Origin of the sequence: Aliiruegeria haliotis (assembly GCF_003003255.1) — a bacterium.
Classification (GTDB): domain Bacteria; phylum Pseudomonadota; class Alphaproteobacteria; order Rhodobacterales; family Rhodobacteraceae; genus Tropicimonas; species Tropicimonas haliotis.
Genome location: NZ_PVTD01000004.1, coordinates 291,434 through 312,055, shown reverse-complemented (window position 1 = coordinate 312,055; position 20,622 = coordinate 291,434). Strand labels below are relative to the sequence as shown.

Here is a 20,622-nt window from a genome sequence, read left to right as displayed (position 1 = left end):
GCAAAGGTGGGAAGAGAACGATGTCTAAAGTCCGTCTGTATCTAGAGCACAGCCTGCGTGTTGGGCAAAGCGTTTCGCTGACGCGGGAGCAGGCGCACTATCTTTTTGGCGTGATGCGGCTGGGGGCAGGCGACGATCTCCACGTGTTTGACGGGCGAAACGGAGAGTTTCGCGCCGAAATCACGCAAACGGGCAAGCGTGGCGGAGAGATCGCTTGCGTCGAACGGACGCGGCCCTTGCAGATGCCGCCGGATCTCTGGCTGCTGTTCGCGCCCATCAAGAAGGCGCGGACGGATTTCATCGTCGAGAAGGCGGCGGAGATGGGGGCGGCGCGAATCTGCCCGGTTCAGACGGAGTTCACCAACTCGGAACGCATCCGGCGCGACCGCCTTCAGGCGCACGCGGTGGAGGCTGCGGAGCAATGCGGCGGCACCTTCGTGCCCGAGGTGGCCGAACTAACGCGGCTGGATCGGGTCCTTGCCGACTGGCCCGAGAGCCGCCGGTTGATGTTCTGCGACGAGGCGCTCGTCGGCGCACGGGAGGCTCTGGTCGGCGAAGCCGGTCCTTGGGCGATCCTGATCGGGCCGGAAGGGGGCTTTTCAGAGGCCGAACGTACGCGTTTGCACGCGATGCCACAGGCGCTTGCCGTGAGCCTCGGTCCGCGTATTCTGCGCGCGGACACGGCCGCGGTGGCCGCGCTCTCGCTCTGGCAGAGCACCCTTGGAGACTGGTGATGACATTCCGCCCCGCAAACACCGAAGACGCGCCGGCGATCGAGACCTTCCTGCGCGCCCACACGGAGACCTCGATGTTCCTGCGCAACAACCTGCGGGCCTTCGGTCCCTGCGGTGGCGATGCGCCCCATGCCACACGAATGTGGCTTCAGGAATGTGACGGCGGCGTCTCCGGGGTGCTCGGGATCAGCACCGCTGGGTTCGTGATGATGCAACTGCCCGCCGGTGCAGAGGGTGATCGGGTCCGCACGCTTCTGGGCGGCGAGGATGTCCGGGGAATTCTTGGCGCCAGCGACCAGGCACAGCCGTTGCGACAGATGCTGGGCCTCGGCACGGCGCCGGCACAGCTCGACGATGATGAACCGCTCTATGCGCTCGATCTCGACCGCTTGCGGGTGCCCGTGGGCGACACAAGCCTGCGGCCAGCGACCACGGAAGATCGGGCCCTGCTGATCCGCTGGCGCGAGGAATACCTGGTGGAAACCGTGCATTTCACCCCGGAAGATGCCATCGAGACCGCGCCACGGGACGTCGACGGCATGCTGGCGCGCGGTGCGTTAATGCTGCTGGAGGCGCCCGACGGCACGCCCTGCGCCATGACGGCATTCAATGCGATCCTGCCCGACATGGTGCAAATCGGGAATGTGTTCACGCCGGACGACATGCGCGGGCAGGGCCACGCCCGGCGGGTGGTGGCATTGCACCTGAAGAAGGCGCGCTCCGACGGGGTGGAACGTGCGATCCTCTTCGCGTCCGGCCCTGCCGCCTCGCGCGCCTACGAAGCGATCGGTTTCGAGCACATCGGGAGTTTTACCATGCTGATTTTCGAGGAAGCGCAGCATATCAAGGCGGCCGCGTGACAGGCATGATCCCGGTCTGTCGTAGGGAATGGCGCCAGCACGGACACGTGCCATGCCGGCCGACAGGGGCAGGCGCATGAGCTTTGTGCGACCAGAGGTACGTGCGGTCGTGGCCCGGTGGAGAGACGTGCTGGTCAGCCTCGGCGTGGCGCTGGTCGGGCTGTGGTTGATCAGTTTGGGCGGTGTGGTCCTGGGCGCAATCGGCGGCGCCGTCACGCTTGCGGCACTGGCGCTCGGCCTGATCGCGTTGCGGCGCATGCGGTTCAGGATGGAGATCGAAGCCCCGGGTGTTGTCGAGATCGACGAGGGCAGGATTTCCTACATGGGGCCGATCACCGGCGGCGCGGTCGGGGTCAGTGCGCTGCGGGAGATCGAAGTGCTGGATGTTGCCGGGCAGCGAAGGTGCTGGAGACTGGTGCAGGACGACGGGCAGGCGCTCCTGGTGCCGCTCGCGGCGGCCGGGGCGGAACAGCTCTACGATGTCTTCTCGACCCTTCCGAAAATGAATGGGCGCGCTCTCATGTCGGTGCCCGAGCCGGACACCGACATGCCGTTGAAGCTTTGGCGACGGCCGCTGGAAACGCGTCAGCTGCCGGTCCTGTGACAGCAAGGTGTTTCGCCGCGCTTGCGCGCGTCGACCGGTGGCGCCTCGCTTCGCTCCGCGCCCCCTTGACTTGTGGGGATGCGAGGCGCACCAAGGCCGGACTGCGCGTTAGTCCCGGAGAGAAATCCCATGTCCATTCCCCAGTCCGGCGGCGGCCCGATCGAGCGCTATGAGCAGTTGGTCGAATACCTGGAGAGCGGCTGCAAGCCAAAGGAAGATTGGCGTATCGGGACCGAGCACGAAAAGTTCGGCTATTGCAAAGATACGTTGAAGCCCTTGCCCTACGACGGGCCGCGCTCGATCAAGGCAATGCTGGAGGGGTTGCGCGACCGCTTCGGATGGTCCCCGATCGAGGAGCAGGGAAACATCATCGGCCTGGAGCTGAACGGTGCCAATATCAGCCTTGAGCCGGGCGGGCAGCTGGAGCTCTCGGGGGCGCCGTTGACGTCGATCCACGCGACCTGCGACGAGGTGAACGAGCACCTCCGCGAGGTGAAGGCAGTTGCGGACGGGATCGGAGCGGGGTTCATCGGGCTCGGGGCCGCGCCGACATGGACGCACGAGCAGATGCCGCAGATGCCCAAGGGGCGCTATCGGCTGATGACCGATTACATGGACGAGGTCGGTGCGCTCGGCAAACAGATGATGTACCGCACCTGCACCGTTCAGGTGAACCTCGATTTCGCGTCAGAGGCGGACATGGTCGACAAGCTGCGCGTGGCGCTGGCGCTTCAGCCGGTTGCCACGGCGCTCTTCGCGAATTCGCCCTTCCTGGAGGGCAAGCCCAACGGTCACAAGTCCTGGCGGTCGCGGATCTGGCGCGACCTTGACGGTGCGCGGACTGGGATGCTCCCTTTCGTATTCGAGCAGGGGTTCGGCTTCGAGGCCTGGGTGGAATACGCGCTCGATGTGCCCATGTACTTCGTCTATCGCGATGGGAAGTACATCAACGCGCTTGGCCAGTCCTTCCGGGATTTCCTGAAGGGCCGCTTGCCCGCGCTGCCGGGTGAGACGCCGACGCTGTCGGACTGGGCCGACCACCTGACGACGGTCTTCCCCGAGGCGCGTATCAAGAAGTACATGGAGATGCGCGGCGCGGACGGTGGCCCCTGGCGGCGACTCTGCGCATTGCCGGCTTTCTGGGTCGGACTTCTGTACGATCAATCGGCCTTGGATGCAGCCTGGGACCTCGTGAAGGGATTCGATGCGGAGACCCGCGAAGGCCTGCGGGTGGCGGCGTCTGTCCACGGGTTGCAGGGCGAAGCTGGTGGCGTGAAACTTGTCGATCTGGCGCGCAGCGCCGTTGGCATCGCGGAGGCCGGGCTTCGGGCGCGGGCCATGCCCGGCGCAAACGGGCTGATCCCGGACGAGACACATTTCCTCAACGCGCTGCAGGAGAGCATCGACACGGGCAAGGTGCCGGCGGACGAGCTGCTGGAGCGGTATCACGGTGTCTGGGAGGGCAAGCTTGAGCCGATCTTCGAGGAATTCTCCTACTGATCCTAAGGGTTTGACCGGCCAGGGAAAGAAACTGACCCGTCGCATGTCGGAGCCTCCGGGAACGCTTGAACCCAAGGTGCGGCAACGCGACAGGGCGGCCTTTGCATTTCGCGAGGTCCCATCCTGAACGCACCGTTGGCAGGGCTGGGCTTTGGTCCCGGCCAGCATCAACCATGCTACGCAAGGGTGGCATCAAGCAGTCGGAGCCTGGATCGAGGGCTATCCCTTGTGCAGGATCAAGGCGTTGCTTCCCTCTGGTCGATGAGCAGGACACCACCGAACTCGGCGGAAATCATGATCGCGATGGGGCCGTTTGGCTTGCCGGAAACAGGGCGGAGGGTCACCGCCTCGGTCACGTCAACGGCCCGCAGGGTGGCCCTCGGCTCGGCGGCAATCATGGCGGTCACCTCGGCAACGATCTGCTCGACGGTGGCCCCCCGTGCCACAAGGGCCTCGGCATGGCAGAGCGACCGATTCAGGACCAGCGCGGCGGTGCGGTCCTCAGGCGAAAGGCGCACATTGCGGGAACTGAGGGCGAGCCCGTCAGGCTCCCGGACCGTCGGACAGCCGATGATTTCCAGCGGGATGTGCAGGTCGCGGACCATCTGCCGGATCACCTGCAATTGCTGGTAGTCCTTCTCTCCGAACAGGGCATACTCAGGCTGGACGATGTTGAAAAGCTTGGCCACGACTGTGGCCACGCCCCGAAAATGCCCCTCGCGGACCTCTCCATGCAGGATCGTGGCGAGTCGCATGGTCTCCACGATGGTTTCGGAGCCTTCCGGGTAGATATCTTCGGCTGCGGGAAGAAAGACAGCCTCCACATCGGCCGCTTTCAGTACGGCCAGGTCATGGACGACATCGCGCGGATAGGTTTCCAGATCCCTTGGATCGCCGAATTGCGTGGGATTCACGAAAATCGAGACGATCACCCTGTCCGCAACCTGTGCGGCGCGATGCACCAGCTCCATGTGACCGGCGTGGAGATAGCCCATCGTCGGAACGAAGGCGATGCTGAGGCCCTGTTTGCGGAGCCATTTCACATGGCTGCGCAGCTCAGCGGGTGTCTTGCACGTTTCCATGGACGGCTGCGTAACAATATTGCGCAGCGCGCGCAAATCGACAATTTGACACCACGTAACCCGGCACGCCCCGCCGCCCCGGCTTCAACGGCGACATGAGGTCGCTTTCCGAACCCATGTGGTCGGCGCAGAATGGCGACCGGGAGTGGGGTTGCGGTTTACTTCCTCCAGACAGAATGCAGCAGGGATGTTGGCCATGAAGACGCATGTGAAGGCTCTTGTCGTCGGCGGCGGTGCGGTTGGTGCCGGGATCGCCTATCACCTTGGAAAGGCGGGCTGGGACACGATGCTGCTGGAGCGTGACGAGTTGACCAGCGGATCGACCTGGCACGCGGCGGGGCTGCTGCCGCTGTTCAACATGTCCTTCGCGACCTCCCACATCCACGACTATTCCGTGAAGTGGTACAAGTCGCTGGAGGCCGAAACCGGCCTTAACCCGGGCTTCTCCGTGGTCGGCAACCTGCGCATGGCACAGACGCAGGACCGGATGGACGAATACATGCTCTACGCCTCGACGGCGGAGACAGTCGGCATCCCCTACGAGTGGCTCAGCCCGGCGCAGATCAAGGACCGCTGGCCGCTGGTGCGGACAGATGACCTGAAGGGCGCGATCTTCCACCCGACCGATGGCTACATCAATCCCGCCGACGTCACCATGGCGATGGCCAAGGGCGCCCGCCAGCATGGGGTGACCATCGAGCGGAAATGGCAGGTCGATGGCTATGAATGGACCGGTTCGGAGTGGCGTGTCACCTGCACGAAGATGGGGGAGAAAGGTGGCAACCTTGTCCCGACCGAGGAGCAGGTCGTCATTACCGCAGAACACGTCGTGACGGCGACCGGAAACCACGCACAGCGTACTGCAAAGCTGCTGGGCTTGAAGATCCCGGCGATCCCAGTGGAGCATCAGTTCATCGTGACCGAACCGGATCCGGCGCTGGTGACCTACCGCAAGGATGGCGCACTTGAACACCCGGTGCTGCGCGATGCCGATGCGAAATGGTACGTGCGGGAGGAGCGCGGCGGCTGGATTCTTGGCCCCTATGAGCGGGGTGCCCCCGCGCGGTTCAAATACGCGGTTCCGGACAGCTTCCGCGCCGACCTCTTTCCGCTCGACCTTGAACGGATCGAGGAAGAATACATGTCGATGATCCACCGGATCCCGACCTCTGAAACGGTAGGTCTGAAGGACGATTTCAACGGCCCGATCTGCTATACGCCCGATGGCAATCCGCTAGTTGGCCCCGCGCCGGGGTTGCGCAACATGTGGTTGGCAGAAGGCTTCTCCTTCGGGATCACGGCAGCGGGTGGCACCGGGTACTACCTTGCGCAGATGATGGTCGAGGGTGAGGCGGAGATCGACATGGCCTCGCTCGATCCCAAGCGCTACGGGCCGTGGATGACCACGGAATACGCGGTTCAGAAGAACGAGGAATGCTACTCCCATGTCTTCATCCTGCATCACCCCGACGAGGAGCGGGAGGCGGCGCGTCCGCTGCGCACCTCGCCTGCCTATGACCGGCAAAAGGCAATGGGCGCGCAGTTCGGGCAAGTGAATGGCTGGGAGCGGCCGAACTACTATGCCCCCGAAGGATTCGACGATCACGCATCCCGCAGCTTCCGTCGCGGCGGCTGGTGGCAATACGCGGTGGAAGAGGCAAAGGCGATCCGCGAGGGCGTGGGCCTGATCGACGCCACGGCCTTTACCAAGCACATCGTCAAGGGGCCGGGCGCGACCGCGTTCCTCGACTGGTTCACCACCAACAAGCTGCCGAAAGTGGGCCGGATCAACCTGACCTATGCGCTGACCGCAGCGGGCACCACGCGAACGGAATACACGATCGTCCGGTTGGCGGAGGACGAGTATTACCTTGTGTCAGCCGGGGCATGGTCTGCCTACGATCAGGATTTCCTCAGGAAGGCCATCGAGGACAAGGAGGCAGAATTCGGCCGGATCGAGTTGCAGGATGTCACCACGCAATGGGGTGTCTTTGCCGTCGCCGGGCCGAAATCACGCGATCTGCTCAATGAACTGGTCCGCGATGCCGAGCCCGAAACCGTGCTGTCGAACAAACGCTTCCCCTGGCTTTCCATGCGGCGGATCGAGCTTGGCATGGTGCCCACCATGGCAGTGCGCGTGGCCTATACGGGTGAACTCGGCTGGGAGTTGCACCACCCGATCGAGATGCAGACCCACCTGTGGGACCGACTGATGGAGGCCGGAAAGGTGCACGGACTGAAACTCGTGGGGTCCCGGGCGCAAAACTGGCTCCGGCAGGAGAAATCCTACCGGGCCTTTGGCACCGAGCTGGGCCGGGACGCGACGCCGCTGGAAGCCGCCCTCGACCGCTTCGTCGATTGCGACAAGGCGTTTCACGGCAAGCAAGCCATGCTCGACATCGGGGTGCGCAGCCAATGCGTTACCCTTCTGGTCGATGGGCCGGAAGACGCCGACCCTTGGGGGCGGGAAGCGCTCTACGAGGGGGATACGAAGGTCGGGCGGCTGACCTCTGGCGGCTATTCCGTGGCCTTTGGCAAGTCTATCGGCATGGGGTATGTGCGTCCGGACCTTGCCACGCCCGGCACCCGGCTCAAGGTGAAGATGCTTGATCGGCTCTGGGATGCGGAGATCGTGGAGGACAGCCCCTACGATCCGACGAACGCACGCATCCGCGTGAACGGATGACGATTGTTGCCGCCATCGCGGGAACGATCGCGCTGGCCTGGTTGACCCTGTTCCAGCTGATGCTGGCAGCCGGGGCGCCGCTGGGGCACCTTGCCTGGGGTGGCGAACACCGGATCCTGCCCCCGCGATTTCGGCGGGCCAGCGCCGCGGTTGCGGGGCTGACGGCGATTGGCACCGTTGCGATTGCCCAGGTTGGCGGGTTGGTGGGGCAGATCCTGCCGGCCTCGCTGTTTCCCGGCCTGTTGTGGGCCTTCGCCGCGCTTTTCGGGCTCAGCCTCATTGGCAACCTCGCCTCCCGAAGCCCGCCGGAGCGGGCCCACGGGGTGCCGCTGACGTTGATCATCGCATCCTGCAGCCTGTGGCTGGCCCTGACGGGTACGCCCTGATCCCTATTTCGAGAATGTCGCCCAGGCCGCGGCCGATCCCGCGAAAACGTTGATATCGACACCGCCCGGCACGCCCGGCACGACGCCGGTGCCCGTGTACTGCCAGAACGCCCAGCGTTGCCCCGGGTATCTCTCTCGCGGGTGATCGGCCACCGAGCGCAGCCAGAACTGGGTGCGCGGCAGTCGCCCGATCCCGGTGTCCTCCCAGAAGTCAATACTGGTGTATATGATCGGACGCCGGCCATAGTGCCGCTCCAGGATATCCAGAAACGTCCTGGCCTCGGCGCGCACGACAGCACCGTCCGGGCGCTTCGTGCAGGTGGGCGAATGGGGGTTCCATTCCATGTCCAGAACGTGGGGCAGGCTGCCGGACGCGGGCGGTACGTTGGCGATGAACCAGCGCGCCTGCTCGTCCGCCGGGGCGCAGAAATAGAAGAAATGGTAGCCCGCGCGGGGCACACCGGCCGCCGCCGCGGCCTCCCAATGCGTCCTGAACATGGGGTCGAGTTCCTCCACACCCTCGGTTGCCTTGATGAAGGCGAACGAGATGCCGGCGCGATGGGCCGCAGTCCAGTTGATCCCCTTCTGCCAGCGTGAGACATCGAGGCCGTGCACCGGGTAGCTGCGTGGTGCGCGCCCGTCCCAGTCGTGTGGATCGCGGTCTGCGAAGTCCGGATAGAGCCGGGCCGGATCGCGCCCGGCCCCACCGGTGCGCACCGGGTCGCCGCCCGTCGAACTCGATCCGCCAGAGCCGCCACCACAAGCGGCGAGCGCGAGAAGAATGCTTGCTGCAAGTCCCAGCCGTCTCATCGGCAATCTCCGAGGCCGCACCGGAACGCCCCGGCTTCTCGCCCATTAGCGCCGCACAAACGATTCTCGGCAACAGCGAAGAGCGGCTCCTTTTGCCAGTCGGCGGAGTCCCACTGTCGACGGCGAAGGGGCACGGCGCATGCGCAGGGCAGATGCCATTGGCGGCTGTCTGCACAAAGAAAAGCGGCCGAAGCCCCGGCCGCTTTCTCAGTGATCTTTGGGATCTTGCGAGGGGGTCAACCAGCATCCCCGGTCAACTGGTCCCACGCATCGAGGGTCTTGGCCGCGTACATCAAGGATGGTCCACCGCCCATCTGAATGGCCATGCCAAGCACGTCGCCAAGCTCCTCGCGGGTGCCGCCTGCCTTGTGCAGCGCCTTCACGTGAAAGCCGATACAGGGTTCGCACCGCATTGCGATGGCGATCCCGAGTGCCACGAATTCCTTGCTTTTGGCATCCAGAACGCCGCCTTCCTTGGCAGCTTTCGACAGCGCCCCGAACCCCTTGGTAGTGTCCGGGATGGTCTTGCCCAACTCGCGAAGCTGGCCATTCATGTCGTTGACGAAATTGTTCCAGTCCATGTCGTGTCGTCCTTGGGTATCGGGCCCGCGTGTCTGTCACGGGGCGGTTTCATAGGCTCGGTGGCGGAACCCGGCTCGGGGATCGGGGCCATCATTCGGTCTGATCTCCAATTGGTGAACAAATGCATGATTTGCAATACGTGCCGCCGTCGCAGGCTGCGATGCATGTCTGTCATGCAAAGCGCGAAGGACAAAGCGCGGCGACAACACTTCGCGGCAGGTCCGGTGCCCGACCCCCGGCGAGGTCGGCCAGAAGGCGCGCGACCGCCGGGGCGGTCTGGAAACCGTATCCACCCTGGCCCGCGCACCACATGAAGCCCGGCCGTCCCGGGTCGGGACCGATCACCAGCGCGCGGTCGGGGGCGAAACTGCGCAACCCCGCCCAGGTGGCTTCCACCCGTGTGACCTCCTCGGTCACGAAGTCCTGGTAGCGCGCCAGCCCCTCGGCGATGACCATGTCGTCCGCCCAGGTGTCATGCGGATCCATCGGATCCTCCTCCGCGGGCGAGACGATCCAACCGCCGGCGTCCGGCTTGGCATACCAGGCCTCTTCCACCTCGTCGGTGAACGGCCAATCCCGTGTGTCGAGACCGCCCGGCGCAGGCAGTCGCGCCATCGAGCGGCGGTAGGGTTGGATGCCCGGACTGCGCACCCCGGCGAGCGCCGCGATCCGGTCTGCCCAGGCTCCAGCGGCATTGACGACGACCGTGGCCTCGATCCTTTCTCCGCCCGCCTCGGCACACCAGACGCGACCGTCGTGGTGCAGCGACGTCACCTGCATTCCAGTGTCGATCTGTCCGCCATTTGCGCGCAGGGCCTTCGCGAAGCGTTGCAGAAGCCGGTCTGCATCCAGATCGAAAGCGTCTGGAAAATAGGCGGCGCCGGCGACGGTTCCGGGGTGGAGGATCGGGAGGAAGCCCCGAGCCTCCTCCACGGTAATCCGTTCGGCTGCGAAGCTGCGCGCGGCGTCTGACAGCTGTTCTTCCTGCTCCGCCTTGCCAACCAGCAGAAAACCACGTTGCGAAAGAACCTCACTGTCACGATGTACCTCGGCACTGGCCGCGTTCAGGGCACGCACCGTAGCGTTGCCGTAGTGCTCGAGGAACATGGCCGCCGAGCGGCCGGAGGCGTGGTAGCTGAGGGCGGTCTCCGCCTCCAGCAGACGAACGCTGCCAAGCGCGGACAGTTCCGCTGCGGCGGAAACACCGGCGATACCGCCACCGATTACAAGGAAGTCAGCCATGCAGGCAAAGTGGCAGTCTGTGCCAGCCAACGGAAGCCGCCATCCCGCCGCAGGGTCGCGGCCTCAGGAATGCAGCATGGTCTTCGTCGCCTGCGGCGCATAGATCTGGCCCGCAAGGGCGAGGGACGCCCACAGGGATACAAGTGCCCCTGCGCCGATCAACGCGGCGCAGGGGCGAAAGCCCGGTCTCGCCAATCCGGTCAGGCCGGAATGGACGCGCGATGTTTTTCGTAGCGTTCGACGACAATGGGAAACAGCCGGTAGCGCCAGGACGCGCCGGAGATCCCTCCGCGGGACTGACCGTTTTCGGCAAAGCGATCTACCAGCACCTGGTTGCAGAACGAAAGGCTGTGCCCTGTCGCCTCCCAGAAGGCTTCCTCAAGAATACGTTCCAGTTCCAGCCCCGATTCCGGCACAAGACGGAATGCCAGTGCCCGCCCCAGCTCTTGCCACAGGAGCCGGTCCCCCCTCAGCTCCCAGACATCCTCTGGTGGCTCTTCCCGGAATAGCTCTCCAATTTTCAGCAATTTCTCCTCCACAGACTTGGCTGATCCTCTCCACTGCCAGTCTAGGCGACAATCGGGGACAGTGCATTGTCACAGGTCAACGTCGTATCCCGTCGAGGTCCTCGCCTCGAAACCCGGTTCCTGAAAAAGGAAAGCAGCCACGACGAGGTCGCCGTGGCTGCTTCCGAGAGTTGGGCAAGGCGGGTGGTCCGCCTCTGCGGATCCGCTTACTGCGGGATGTCGCCGGTCAGGCCTTCAACATAGAAGTTCATGCCGGCAAGCGTGCCATCATCGGCCACTTCGCCCTCGGCCAGCCATGCAGTGCCGTCCTGCTTGTTGATCGGGCCGGTGAACGGATGGTACTCTCCGGCGCCGATGGAATCCCGGAGCGCTTCGGCCTCGGCCTTCAGCTCCGCCGGCACTGCATCGGTGATCTCGCCGATCTCGACCATGCCCGGACCAATACCGTCCCAGGTGTCGGTCGATTCCCAGGTGCCGTCCATGACGGCTTGCACGCGGTCGATGTAGTAGGGCGCCCAGTTGTCGATGATGGAGGAGACACGCGGCATCGGCGCGTATTCCGCCATGTCGGAGGCCTGACCGAAGGTGATCACGTTGCCGGCTTCCTGTGCTGCGGCCTGCGGCGCGGTGGAATCGGTGTGCTGCAGGATCACGTCGGCCCCTTGCTCGATCAGCGCCTTGGCGGCGTCGGCTTCCTTGGCCGGGTCGAACCAGGTGTAGGCCCAGACGATCGAGAACTCGACGTCCGGGTTGACCTTCTTGGCGTGGATATAGGCGGAGTTGATGCCGCGAATGACTTCGGGGATCGGGAAGGAGCCGATATAGCCGATCTTGTTGGTCTTGGTCATCTTGCCGGCGATATGACCCTGCACCGCACGGCCTTCGTAGAAGCGGGCGGAATAGGTGGATACGTTGTCGGCGCGCTTGAAGCCTGTGGCGTGTTCGAACTTCACATCGGGGAACTTGGCGGCGACGTTGATCGTCGGGTCCATGTACCCGAAGGAGGTGGTGAAGATCAGGTCGGCGCCACCAAGCGCCATCTGGGTCATGGCACGTTCCGCGTCGGCGCCTTCGGGCACGGATTCCTGGTAGACGGTTTCAACCTTGTCGCCGAAGTGCTCCTCGACGGCCAGCCGGCCCTCGTTGTGCTCATAGGTCCAGCCGCCATCGCCGACCGGACCGACGAAGATGAAGCCGACCTTGGTCTTGTCCTGTGCCGCGGCGGCGGTCGCCAGGCCAAGCGCCAGCGCGGTGCCGGCGAGCAGTTTGGTGAGGTTCATGTGAGTGTTTCTCCCGTGTTGGTTTTCTTGGGCAGCTGCCTCAGGACGAGGCGTGGAAAGACCGGCCGAGTTCGGCAGGCGCATTGAGGTGCGCCCGGCCGCGACCGGAGGACATGATCACGAGCACGAGGATCGTGACCAGGTATGGCGACATGGCAAGGTACTCGACCGGCACTTTCATTCCGGCGGCTTGCAGGTTGAGTTGCAGTACCGTGAGACCACCAAAAAGGTAGGCGCCGATCAGGATGCGCCAGGGTTTCCAGGATGCGAAGACGACGAGGGCGAGTGCGATCCAGCCAGCCCCGGCAGTCATGCCCTCGGTCCATTGCGGCACGCGTACGAGGCTGAGGTAGGCGCCGCCCAGCCCGGCGCAGGCGCCGCCGAAGGCAATCGCCATGAGACGGATGCGCACGACCTTGTACCCTAGCGCGTGGGCCGCGTCGTGGTTCTCGCCGACCGCGCGCAGGATCAGTCCGGCGCGGGTATACCTGAGCGTGGCCCAGACTCCCGCGACGATGAAGATGGAGACATAGACCATCGCGTCATGGCGGAAGAGGATCGGACCGAGCACAGGGATATCGGACAATAGGGGAATGTGGATCTTTGCCACCTCCAGCCCCTTGATGCCGATGTATCCCTGCCCGATCAGCGCCGAGAGACCGAGGCCGAAAAGGGTGAGGGCCAACCCCGTCGCCACCTGGTTCGAAAGCAGGTATTGCGTGAGCAGGCCGAAGAGCATGGAAAGGGCCGCACCAGCCAGCGCCGCGGCGACGAAGCCGAGAATGGCGGAGTTGGTCTCCACCCCGATGGCGAAGCCACAGATGGCACCGGTGATCATCATGCCCTCGACGCCGAGGTTCAGCACACCGGCCCGTTCGGTCACGAGTTCGCCGACACCGGCCAGCAGGATCGGTGTGGCGGCGACCATCAGGGAGGCAAGTAGCAGGATCCAGTTGATCGAGGAGAGATCCATCACGCCACCCCCTTGCGCAGGAAACGGATGCGGTAGTTGGAGAGCACATCGACCCCCAGCAGGAAGAAGAGGAGCATGCCCTGGAATGCCTGAATTGCGGCCGCCGGAATGCCAAGCGTCGCCTGCGCCGCCTCGCCGCCGATGTAGGTCAGTGCCATGAGCAACCCGGCGAGCAGGATGCCGATGGGGTGCAAGCGGCCGAGGAAGGCCACGATGATCGCCGTGAACCCGTAGCCGGAGTTGAAGTTGATGGAGATCTGACCGGCCGGGCCGGTGACTTCGAACAGCCCCGCAAGCCCCGCCAGAGCTCCGGATATTGCCATGCAGAAGATCACCAGCCGCGTCGGATTCACGCCGCCGAAACGGGCGGCCTTCGGGCTTTGCCCCGCGAGTTGGATATGGAAGCCCATCAGGTGCCGGGACAGCAGGATATAGGCGAAGATCACCGCGATCAGGGCCGCCACCACGCCAAGGTGCATACCGGTGCCCGCGATCAGTTCGAGGTTGGCCGAGGCGTCCCATTGCGCGAGGTTGCGCGATCCGGGAAAGCCCGTGGCATCGGGATTGCGGAGAAGACCCAGCGCCATGGCGGCCTGGATCTGTTCGGCGACATACACGAGGAGGAGCGAGACGAGGATCTCGTTGGTGCTGAACTTCACCTTCAGGATCGCGGGGATCATCGCCCAGAGCAATCCGCCGATCGCACCCGCAAGGATCATGGCGGGCAGGATGAGCGGCGAGTCGGAGGGATAGAAGGCGAGCCCTACCCCGGCGCCGACGATTGCACCCATGATGTACTGGCCTTCGGCACCGATGTTCCAGATCCCGGCCTTGAACCCCATGGCGAGGCCCACGGCAATCAGGATCAGCGGCCCGGCCTTCACCAGCAACTGGCCACGGTAATAGAAGGCGAACTCCCCAAGGATAGGATCGTAGAAGATCGTCTTGATGGCGAGGAAGGGGTTCTTGCCCAACAAGGCGAACATCAGCCCGCCCGCGATCATCGTCAGGGCCACCGCGAGGACCGGGGTCGTCCAGGTCCAGAATTTCGACGGGGTCGGACGTTTCTCAAGCTGGATCACGGGCGTGGCTCCCCGGATTTCGGGTTCTGGTACATGTCCTTGATCTGCTCTGCATCCTCGGTGTGGGCCACATCCATGTCATGGGCGCCGCCCAGCATGAGGCCGATCTGCTCGATGGTCAGGCCCCGTGCCGGGCGCGGGGCCGACAGGTGGCCTGCGTTCAGCGCGGCGAAACGGTCAGAGACTTCCATCAGTTCATCGAGGTCCTGGCTGATCACGATCACCGCTGCGCCCTGTGCCGCAAGATCCAGCAGCGCCTGACGGATCGCGGCGGCAGCAGCTGCGTCGACGCCCCAGGTCGGTTGGTTCACCACCAGCACGTCGGGGCGCTGAAGGATCTCCCGCCCGATCACGAATTTTTGCAGGTTGCCCCCCGACAACGCCCGCGCGGCCACATGGGTGCCCGGTGTGCGCACGTCGAACCCCTCGATGATCTTCTCAGCGAATGCGCGGGCGGCGCCCCACCGGACGAACCCGCCGGAGGTCAACTTCTCCCGCTGCCAGCCGGACAGGACGCCGTTTTCGGTCAGGCTCATGTCGGGTGCAGCGGCATGGCCAAGGCGTTCTTCGGGGGCCGAGAGCATTCCGCGGTCGCGTCGTGCATTGGGGCCGAGGTGACCGACAGGGTCGCCACGCAGCCGCACGGTTTCGCGCGCGCCCCTGGTCTCGCCCGACAATGCGCTCAGAAGCTCGTCCTGTCCGTTGCCGGCAACCCCGCCAATGCCCAGAACCTCGCCTGCATGCACTTCGAAACCGACATTCTGGAGCCGCGTGCCGAATGTGCTGACATGTTCGCTCGTCAGCCCGGCAACCTGCAGCACAACCTCGCCCGGCTCGGATGCGGCACGATCCGGCACATGCAGCGCTTCGCCCACCATCAGTTCCGCCAGTTCTGCGGCGGATTGCTGGCGTGGATCGCAGGATCCCACAACCTTGCCACGGCGGAGGATGGTCGCGCCGTCGCAAAGCGCGCGGATCTCCTCAAGCTTGTGGGAGATATAGAGGATCGACGTCCCCTCCGACTTCAGCTTGTTCAGCGTCGCGAAAAGGATCTCGACCTCCTGCGGGGTCAGGACCGATGTCGGCTCATCCATGATCAGCAGCTTCGGGTCCTGCAACAGACAGCGCACGATCTCCACCCGCTGCCGCTCGCCTGCCGACAGATCGCCCACCAGGCGGCGCGGATCGAGCGGCAGGCCATAGGCATGGCTCACCTCCCGGATCTCGCGCGAGAGCTGGTTCATTGGTGGCGGGCTTTCCATGCCGAGCCCTACGTTTTCCGCCACGCTCAGCGCCTCGAAAAGGGAGAAATGCTGGAACACCATGGCCACGCCAGCGGCACGTGCGGCTCGGGGTTCCGGGGGCGTGAAGGGCTGACCGTGCAAGTGCATCGCGCCAGCGTCGGGCTTCACCAGCCCGTAGATCATCTTTACCAGCGTCGACTTGCCGGCCCCGTTTTCCCCCAACAATGCGTGGATCTCTCCCGGGGCGATGGCAAAGGAGACATCGTCATTGGCAACGACCCCCGGATAGGCCTTGGTCAGCCCCTGAATGGTGAGAAGGTCGGTCAAGCGGGGCGCTCCATGGCTGTGCGGTCGCTGGATGCGGTCGCTTCTAGTAACGCTTTCGTGACACCAATCGCAATGGCCTGCGGGTGTTTGCCAAGTCGCGGATCGCCGATGGGGCAACGGATGCGCGAAATGGCGGCATCGGCATGCCCCAATTGACCCAGTCGATTGCGGAAACGCGCCCACTTGGTGGCCGATCCGATCAACCCGGCAGAGGCGAAGCCACGCTCCAGAACGGCATGGCACAGCGCGAGGTCGAGTGCGTGCGAATAGGTCAGGACAAGGTGATGTGCGTCGGCGGGCGCATGTGCCACCGCCTGTGCGGGATCAGCCGCGACGAGGATATCCACCCCGTCGGGAATTTCGGGGAACCGGTCCGGAGCAGTATCGACCCAGGTGATCTTCCAGTCGGGCAGGGGGGCCATCGTGGCGACGATTGCGCGGCCGACGTGGCCCGCCCCGTGCAGCCAAAGGGCGTGCCTTGCACGGGCGACCGGTTCCAGAAACCACCCTCCAGCAAGCAGGGTGCGCGGTTCCTCCGAGCCGTTGCGGAGTGCGCGAAGATGGCGGCGCAGTGGCAGGGCGGGGGCATCCGGATCGACGGGTCGCAGCACATGCCCCTGTCGGGCGGAGCTTTCGAGGGCGTCCAGCTTGCTGGCGTCGAAAACCTCGGTGACGAGGGTCACGGCCCCACCGCAGCATTGCCCGAGCGCGGGGCCAAGCGGCACGCGCCGGACGGTTGTGCCGCCAGTCGCAAGTGCCAGCCGTGCGGCCGACGCTGCATCGAGTTCCAGCGCCCCGCCTCCAATAGTGCCGCTTTGCCCATCGGGCCAGACGAGCATCGCGGCGCCGGCCTCCCGCGGTGCGGAGCCGCTGACCTCGGCCACGACGACCCGCGCCACGCGCCGCTCTCGTGCGAGGGTGGCACGGATTCTGCCGGGGTCGAAGCTCACGCCCGTGCCCTTGCCACGGCGGCCAGGATACGCTCTGGCGTGGCCGGCGCATCGAGGTCCGGATAGTTGGGCCCGCAGGCCGCCACGGCGTCGGATAGCGCCATCAGCGCGGAGATTCCCAGCATGAAGGGTGGTTCGCCGACCGCCTTGGAGCGATAAATTGTCTCTTCCCGGTTGGTCCCGTCCCGGAGCGCGACATTGAACACGTCGGGCCGGTCGGAGCAGGCCGGGATCTTGTAGGTCGAAGGGGCGTGCGTGGTCAGCCGCCCCTTGTCGTTCCATACAAGTTCCTCGGTGGTCAGCCAGCCGGCGCCCTGCACGTAGCCGCCCTCGACCTGCCCGATATCCAGTGCCGGGTTCAGCGAGGCGCCGGCATCATGCAGGATGTCGACCCGCAGGATGCGGTTCTCGCCCGTCAGCGTGTCGATCACCACCTCGGTTACCGCTGCCCCGTAGGCAAAATAGAAAAAGGGCCTTCCTTCGCCGGCGATCCGATCCCACCGGATCTTGGGCGTCTTGTAGAACCCTGTGGCCGAGAGGCTGATCCGGGCGAGGTAGGCTTCGCCGACAACCTGGTCGAAGGGCAGGGTCTCGGCGCCGACATGGACCATGCCATCGACGAACCTGACCAATGCCGGGTCGGTTTGGAACCGTTCGGCCAGGAACTCGGCCAGCCGCCCCCGAATCTCGTCACAGGCGGCTTTCACGGCCATGCCATTCAGGTCGGATCCGGAGGAAGCCGCAGTCGCAGACGTGTTCGGCACCTTGCCGGTGTCGGTGGCGGTGATCTTGACCCGCTCCGTTCCGACCCCGAACCGCGCCGCCGCGACTTGCGCCACCTTCTGGAACAGGCCTTGTCCCATCTCGGTGCCGCCATGGTTCAGGTGGATCGACCCGTCGTTGTAGACATGCACCAACGCCCCGGCCTGGTTCAGATGGGTCAGCGTGAAAGAGATCCCGAATTTCACCGGGCTCAACGCTATCCCCTTCTTCAGGATCGGGTTGGCAGCGTTCCAAGCCGCGACCGCCTTGCGCCGCGCCGCGTAGTCGGCGCTTTTCTCAAGCTCGGCCACCAGGCCGCCAAGGATGAAATCGTCGACCTCCATGCCGTAGTGGGTCACCTGCCGGGCCGGTGCCCCGTTGGCCGATGCAACGTCGCCATCCTGCGCATCGGCGTAGAAATTCAGCCGCCGAACCTCCAGCGGATCGCGCCCGAGCGCGTGAGCGATGTGATCGAGCACGCGTTCGATCCCCAGCATGCCCTGCGGGCCGCCGAAACCACGATAGGCGGTCGCCGATTGCGTGTTCGTGCGCAGACGGTGCGAAACGACGCGTGCATGGGGCAGATTGTAGGCATTGTCCGCATGCAACATCGCCCGGTCCGCAACCGGCAGCGACAAGTCCGCCGACCAACCACAGCGGCAGAACTGCTCGAACGTGATCCCCTTGATCCGTCCCTCGGCATCGACGCCGACACGGTAGTCAATCCGGAAGTCGTGGCGCTTGCCGGTGATGACCATGTCGTCGTCACGGTCATATCGCATCTTGCAGGCGCGCCCGGTTGCGCGCGCCATCACGGCACAGGACACCGCCAGCGCATTGCCCTGGCTTTCCTTGCCACCAAACCCGCCACCCATGCGGCGCACCTCGACCCGCACCGAGTGCATCGGCACGCCGAGGCCTTCGGCGACCTTGTGCTGAATCTCCGTCGGGTGCTGGGTGGAGCAATGCACCACCATGTCGCTGCCTTCCTGTGGCAGCGCCAGCGCGGCCTGACCCTCAAGGTAGAAATGCTCCTGTCCGCCGATCTCCATCGACCCCTCGATGATCGTTTCCGCCTGGGCAATCGCGGCATCGGGATTGCCCTTGCTGTAGACGCGGGGGTCCTCTTCGATGCGCCAGTTGGCGGCCATCGCTTCATCGATGCTCAGGACAGGCTTTCGTTCGTCGTACTCGATTTTCCCTAGCCGGGCAGCCTTGCGCGCCGCGAGGTGGCTCTCCGCTGCCACGACAAAAAGCGGCTGGCCCAGGTAGTGGATCTCTCCGGTCGACAGCATTTCCTCGTGCCAGAATGGCGCGGGGGAGACGTCGTTTTCCGCCGGGAGGTCTTCGGCGGTCAGCACGGAAATCACTCCCGGCGCATTTCGCACCGCCTCGAGATCCATGGACGTGATATGCCCCGCCGCGATTTCGGACAAACCGAACGCCAGGTGCAGGCAGTCGCGGGGCACGGGAATGTCGTCGACATACCGGGCCTGTCCGGTCACATGTAGGCGTGCGGCATCGTGGGGAAGGGGGCGGTTGACGCTCATGGGGCAACCTCCAACACGGTCGCCGGGGTGCCGGTATCTTCGGCGAAATATCGGCGCAGCATGTTTTGCGCGGTCGCGAGCCGGTAGTCTGCGGAGGCACGCATGTCGGAAAGCGGTTTGAAATCTTCTGCAAAGGCCGGCAACGCGGCGGCAATCGTGTCCTCGGTCCACGGCTGACCGACAAGCGCCGCCTCGACCATTGCCGCGCGCTTCGGGATCCCGGCCATGCCACCAAAGGCAATCTTTGCCCCGGCCACGATGCCATCGGAGACGGTGACGGAGAAACAGCCGCACACGGCGGAAATGTCCTGATCGAACCGTTTGGACAGCTTGTAGCACCGCAGGCGGTCGGGCTGGTCCGGGATCGTGACCGCCTCGACAAACTCGCCCGGCGCGCGGTCCTGCTTTCCGTAGTCGAGAAAGAAATCCTGGAGCGGCAACACTCGCCGGGTATTTCCCTTGCGCAGGTGCAAGGTGGCATCGAGGGCGATCAGTGCGGGCGGGGCATCCCCGATGGGGGACCCGTTGGCGATGTTGCCACCGAGCGTCGCGGCGGCGCGGACCTGCTCCGAGGCGAACCGGCGCAGCATCTCGGCAAGGCTCGGATGGCTGCCGGAGATGGCCTCCCGAAAAGTGGCGATGGTGGCCATGGCGCCAATGCGCAGCCCGTCCGACGTGTGCTCGATCGCCTTGAGGTCGTCACACTTGCCGAGGAAGGCCACCGGGGAGAGGTCGCGAAGCTGTTTCGTGACCCAGAGGCCGACATCCGTCGCGCCGGCAACGAGCGTGGCCTCGGGATTGGCTTCATACCAGGTGGCAAGCTCGTCGGAGGAGGTGGGCAGGGCCACCTCCGCCTCCTCGCCCGCGTCGGGGCAGAGCCCCTCCGGCACGTCGTCGACGATCCATTTCGGGACCGGCAGGTCGGCCGCGGCTTCGGCCGCGCGGATGATCGGGGCATAGCCCGTGCAGCGGCAGAGGTTTCCGGCAAGCTGGTCGTCGAAATCCGTCCGGCCATTGGCATGGGCCGTGGCCATCGACATGACAAAACCCGGCGTGCAGAAACCGCACTGGCTGCCGTGATGAGCGATCATGGCGTCCTGCACCGGGTGCAGCACGCCTTCGGGGCTGGAGAGGCCCTCCACGGTCCGAACCGCCTTTCCATGAAGCTGTGGCAGAAACAGAATGCAGGCGTTGAAGGCGCGGGGATCGGCTCCCGGCTCTCGCACCATGACCGTGCAGGCGCCGCAATCGCCCTCGTTACAGCCTTCCTTGGTGCCGGTCAGACCACGGTCCTCGCGCAGCCAGTCCAGCAACGTGCGTGTAGGCTCAGCCTCTACGCGCACGGTCTCTCCGTTCAGAAGAAACGTGATTTTCATCGGGTCGCCTGCCGCGGTACCTCAAGCCGTTTCCCTGGCGCGCCCTCGATGCGGCGTAGAAAGCG

The 20,622-nt window shown here is 64.9% G+C and carries 18 protein-coding genes; 6 read left to right on the top strand and 12 right to left on the bottom strand.

Going from position 1 to position 20,622, the window contains the following annotated elements; genetic code table 11:
- Window positions 1-20 precede the first annotated feature (20 nt).
- The 4 genes from CLV78_RS12795 to CLV78_RS12780 all read left to right on the top strand — a co-directional run bounded on the left by CLV78_RS12795 (window position 21) and on the right by CLV78_RS12780 (window position 3,698).
- A complete protein-coding gene (locus CLV78_RS12795) occupies window positions 21-734 on the top strand; it encodes a 16S rRNA (uracil(1498)-N(3))-methyltransferase (RefSeq protein WP_106205205.1) in 714 nt (237 codons plus the stop codon).
- Complete coding sequence (locus CLV78_RS12790) at window positions 734-1,594, top strand: GNAT family N-acetyltransferase (protein ID WP_106205204.1); 861 nt, start codon at window positions 734-736, stop codon at window positions 1,592-1,594. The genes CLV78_RS12795 and CLV78_RS12790 overlap by 1 nt, the downstream gene beginning before the upstream one ends.
- A gap of 76 nt (window positions 1,595-1,670) precedes the next feature.
- Window positions 1,671-2,198: a hypothetical protein gene (locus CLV78_RS12785; protein WP_146136684.1), complete on the top strand. Its 528-nt coding sequence runs from the start codon at window positions 1,671-1,673 to the stop codon at window positions 2,196-2,198.
- A gap of 129 nt (window positions 2,199-2,327) precedes the next feature.
- Window positions 2,328-3,698 carry a glutamate--cysteine ligase gene (locus CLV78_RS12780; RefSeq protein WP_106205202.1) on the top strand — a complete coding sequence of 457 codons (1,371 nt, stop codon included), beginning with the start codon at window positions 2,328-2,330 and terminating at the stop codon, window positions 3,696-3,698.
- A gap of 236 nt (window positions 3,699-3,934) precedes the next feature.
- Here the strand turns inward: CLV78_RS12780 and panC are convergent, their stop codons facing one another.
- Window positions 3,935-4,780 carry a pantoate--beta-alanine ligase gene (panC, locus tag CLV78_RS12775; RefSeq protein WP_106205201.1) on the bottom strand — a complete coding sequence of 282 codons (846 nt, stop codon included), beginning with the start codon at window positions 4,778-4,780 and terminating at the stop codon, window positions 3,935-3,937.
- Window positions 4,781-4,976: 196 nt separating this feature from the next.
- Between panC and CLV78_RS12770 the strand changes: the two genes are divergently transcribed.
- Both CLV78_RS12770 and CLV78_RS12765 read left to right on the top strand, forming a co-directional pair.
- Window positions 4,977-7,466, top strand: a complete 2,490-nt coding sequence (locus tag CLV78_RS12770; protein WP_106205200.1) for a GcvT family protein — start codon at window positions 4,977-4,979, stop codon at window positions 7,464-7,466.
- Complete coding sequence (locus CLV78_RS12765; protein ID WP_106205199.1) at window positions 7,463-7,852, top strand: hypothetical protein; 390 nt, start codon at window positions 7,463-7,465, stop codon at window positions 7,850-7,852. The genes CLV78_RS12770 and CLV78_RS12765 overlap by 4 nt, the downstream gene beginning before the upstream one ends.
- Before the next feature lie 3 nt (window positions 7,853-7,855).
- Here the strand turns inward: CLV78_RS12765 and CLV78_RS12760 are convergent, their stop codons facing one another.
- From CLV78_RS12760 to xdhA, 11 genes are all read right to left on the bottom strand, one after another.
- Window positions 7,856-8,662 (bottom strand): GH25 family lysozyme, encoded by an 807-nt coding sequence (locus CLV78_RS12760; RefSeq protein WP_106205198.1) that lies wholly within the window; start codon window positions 8,660-8,662, stop codon window positions 7,856-7,858.
- A 236-nt stretch (window positions 8,663-8,898) separates the two neighbouring features.
- Window positions 8,899-9,243 (bottom strand): carboxymuconolactone decarboxylase family protein, encoded by a 345-nt coding sequence (locus tag CLV78_RS12755; RefSeq protein WP_106205197.1) that lies wholly within the window; start codon window positions 9,241-9,243, stop codon window positions 8,899-8,901.
- 172 nt (window positions 9,244-9,415) lie between these two features.
- The gene (locus CLV78_RS12750) at window positions 9,416-10,486 is read right to left on the bottom strand and encodes an NAD(P)/FAD-dependent oxidoreductase (protein WP_106205196.1); all 1,071 of its coding nucleotides are present in this window, start codon (window positions 10,484-10,486) and stop codon (window positions 9,416-9,418) included.
- 200 nt (window positions 10,487-10,686) lie between these two features.
- Window positions 10,687-11,013 carry a hypothetical protein gene (locus CLV78_RS12745; RefSeq protein WP_146136683.1) on the bottom strand — a complete coding sequence of 109 codons (327 nt, stop codon included), beginning with the start codon at window positions 11,011-11,013 and terminating at the stop codon, window positions 10,687-10,689.
- Between the two features lie 206 nt (window positions 11,014-11,219).
- Window positions 11,220-12,293, bottom strand: a complete 1,074-nt coding sequence (locus tag CLV78_RS12740) for a BMP family ABC transporter substrate-binding protein (protein ID WP_106205194.1) — start codon at window positions 12,291-12,293, stop codon at window positions 11,220-11,222.
- Between the two features lie 40 nt (window positions 12,294-12,333).
- Window positions 12,334-13,266, bottom strand: a complete 933-nt coding sequence (locus CLV78_RS12735) for an ABC transporter permease (RefSeq protein WP_106205193.1) — start codon at window positions 13,264-13,266, stop codon at window positions 12,334-12,336.
- Window positions 13,266-14,348 (bottom strand): ABC transporter permease, encoded by a 1,083-nt coding sequence (locus tag CLV78_RS12730; protein WP_106205192.1) that lies wholly within the window; start codon window positions 14,346-14,348, stop codon window positions 13,266-13,268. The genes CLV78_RS12735 and CLV78_RS12730 overlap by 1 nt, the downstream gene beginning before the upstream one ends.
- On the bottom strand, window positions 14,345-15,919 hold the full coding sequence (locus CLV78_RS12725; RefSeq protein ID WP_106205191.1) for an ABC transporter ATP-binding protein: 1,575 nt from the start codon (window positions 15,917-15,919) through the stop codon (window positions 14,345-14,347). Before CLV78_RS12725 ends, CLV78_RS12730 begins: the two co-directional genes overlap by 4 nt.
- Complete coding sequence (xdhC, locus tag CLV78_RS12720) at window positions 15,916-16,869, bottom strand: xanthine dehydrogenase accessory protein XdhC (RefSeq protein ID WP_106205190.1); 954 nt, start codon at window positions 16,867-16,869, stop codon at window positions 15,916-15,918. Before xdhC ends, CLV78_RS12725 begins: the two co-directional genes overlap by 4 nt.
- A complete protein-coding gene (gene xdhB / locus CLV78_RS12715; RefSeq protein WP_106205189.1) occupies window positions 16,866-19,181 on the bottom strand; it encodes a xanthine dehydrogenase molybdopterin binding subunit in 2,316 nt (771 codons plus the stop codon). Before xdhB ends, xdhC begins: the two co-directional genes overlap by 4 nt.
- On the bottom strand, window positions 19,178-20,557 hold the full coding sequence (xdhA, locus tag CLV78_RS12710) for a xanthine dehydrogenase small subunit (protein ID WP_106205188.1): 1,380 nt from the start codon (window positions 20,555-20,557) through the stop codon (window positions 19,178-19,180). Before xdhA ends, xdhB begins: the two co-directional genes overlap by 4 nt.
- Between the last annotated feature and the right edge of the window lie 65 nt (window positions 20,558-20,622).

Bases quoted from the DNA above. Each gene is read 5' to 3' on its own strand.
- CLV78_RS12795 (WP_106205205.1), top strand. From the start codon at position 21: ATGTCTAAAGTCCGTCTGTATCTAGAGCACAGCCTGCGTGTTGGGCAA.
- CLV78_RS12790 (WP_106205204.1), top strand. From the start codon at position 734: ATGACATTCCGCCCCGCAAACACCGAAGACGCGCCGGCGATCGAGACC.
- CLV78_RS12785 (WP_146136684.1), top strand. From the start codon at position 1,671: ATGAGCTTTGTGCGACCAGAGGTACGTGCGGTCGTGGCCCGGTGGAGA.
- CLV78_RS12780 (WP_106205202.1), top strand. From the start codon at position 2,328: ATGTCCATTCCCCAGTCCGGCGGCGGCCCGATCGAGCGCTATGAGCAG.
- panC (WP_106205201.1), bottom strand. From the start codon at position 4,780: ATGGAAACGTGCAAGACACCCGCTGAGCTGCGCAGCCATGTGAAATGG.
- CLV78_RS12770 (WP_106205200.1), top strand. From the start codon at position 4,977: ATGAAGACGCATGTGAAGGCTCTTGTCGTCGGCGGCGGTGCGGTTGGT.
- CLV78_RS12765 (WP_106205199.1), top strand. From the start codon at position 7,463: ATGACGATTGTTGCCGCCATCGCGGGAACGATCGCGCTGGCCTGGTTG.
- CLV78_RS12760 (WP_106205198.1), bottom strand. From the start codon at position 8,662: ATGAGACGGCTGGGACTTGCAGCAAGCATTCTTCTCGCGCTCGCCGCT.
- CLV78_RS12755 (WP_106205197.1), bottom strand. From the start codon at position 9,243: ATGGACTGGAACAATTTCGTCAACGACATGAATGGCCAGCTTCGCGAG.
- CLV78_RS12750 (WP_106205196.1), bottom strand. From the start codon at position 10,486: ATGGCTGACTTCCTTGTAATCGGTGGCGGTATCGCCGGTGTTTCCGCC.
- CLV78_RS12740 (WP_106205194.1), bottom strand. From the start codon at position 12,293: ATGAACCTCACCAAACTGCTCGCCGGCACCGCGCTGGCGCTTGGCCTG.
- CLV78_RS12735 (WP_106205193.1), bottom strand. From the start codon at position 13,266: ATGGATCTCTCCTCGATCAACTGGATCCTGCTACTTGCCTCCCTGATG.
- xdhB (WP_106205189.1), bottom strand. From the start codon at position 19,181: ATGAGCGTCAACCGCCCCCTTCCCCACGATGCCGCACGCCTACATGTG.
- xdhA (WP_106205188.1), bottom strand. From the start codon at position 20,557: ATGAAAATCACGTTTCTTCTGAACGGAGAGACCGTGCGCGTAGAGGCT.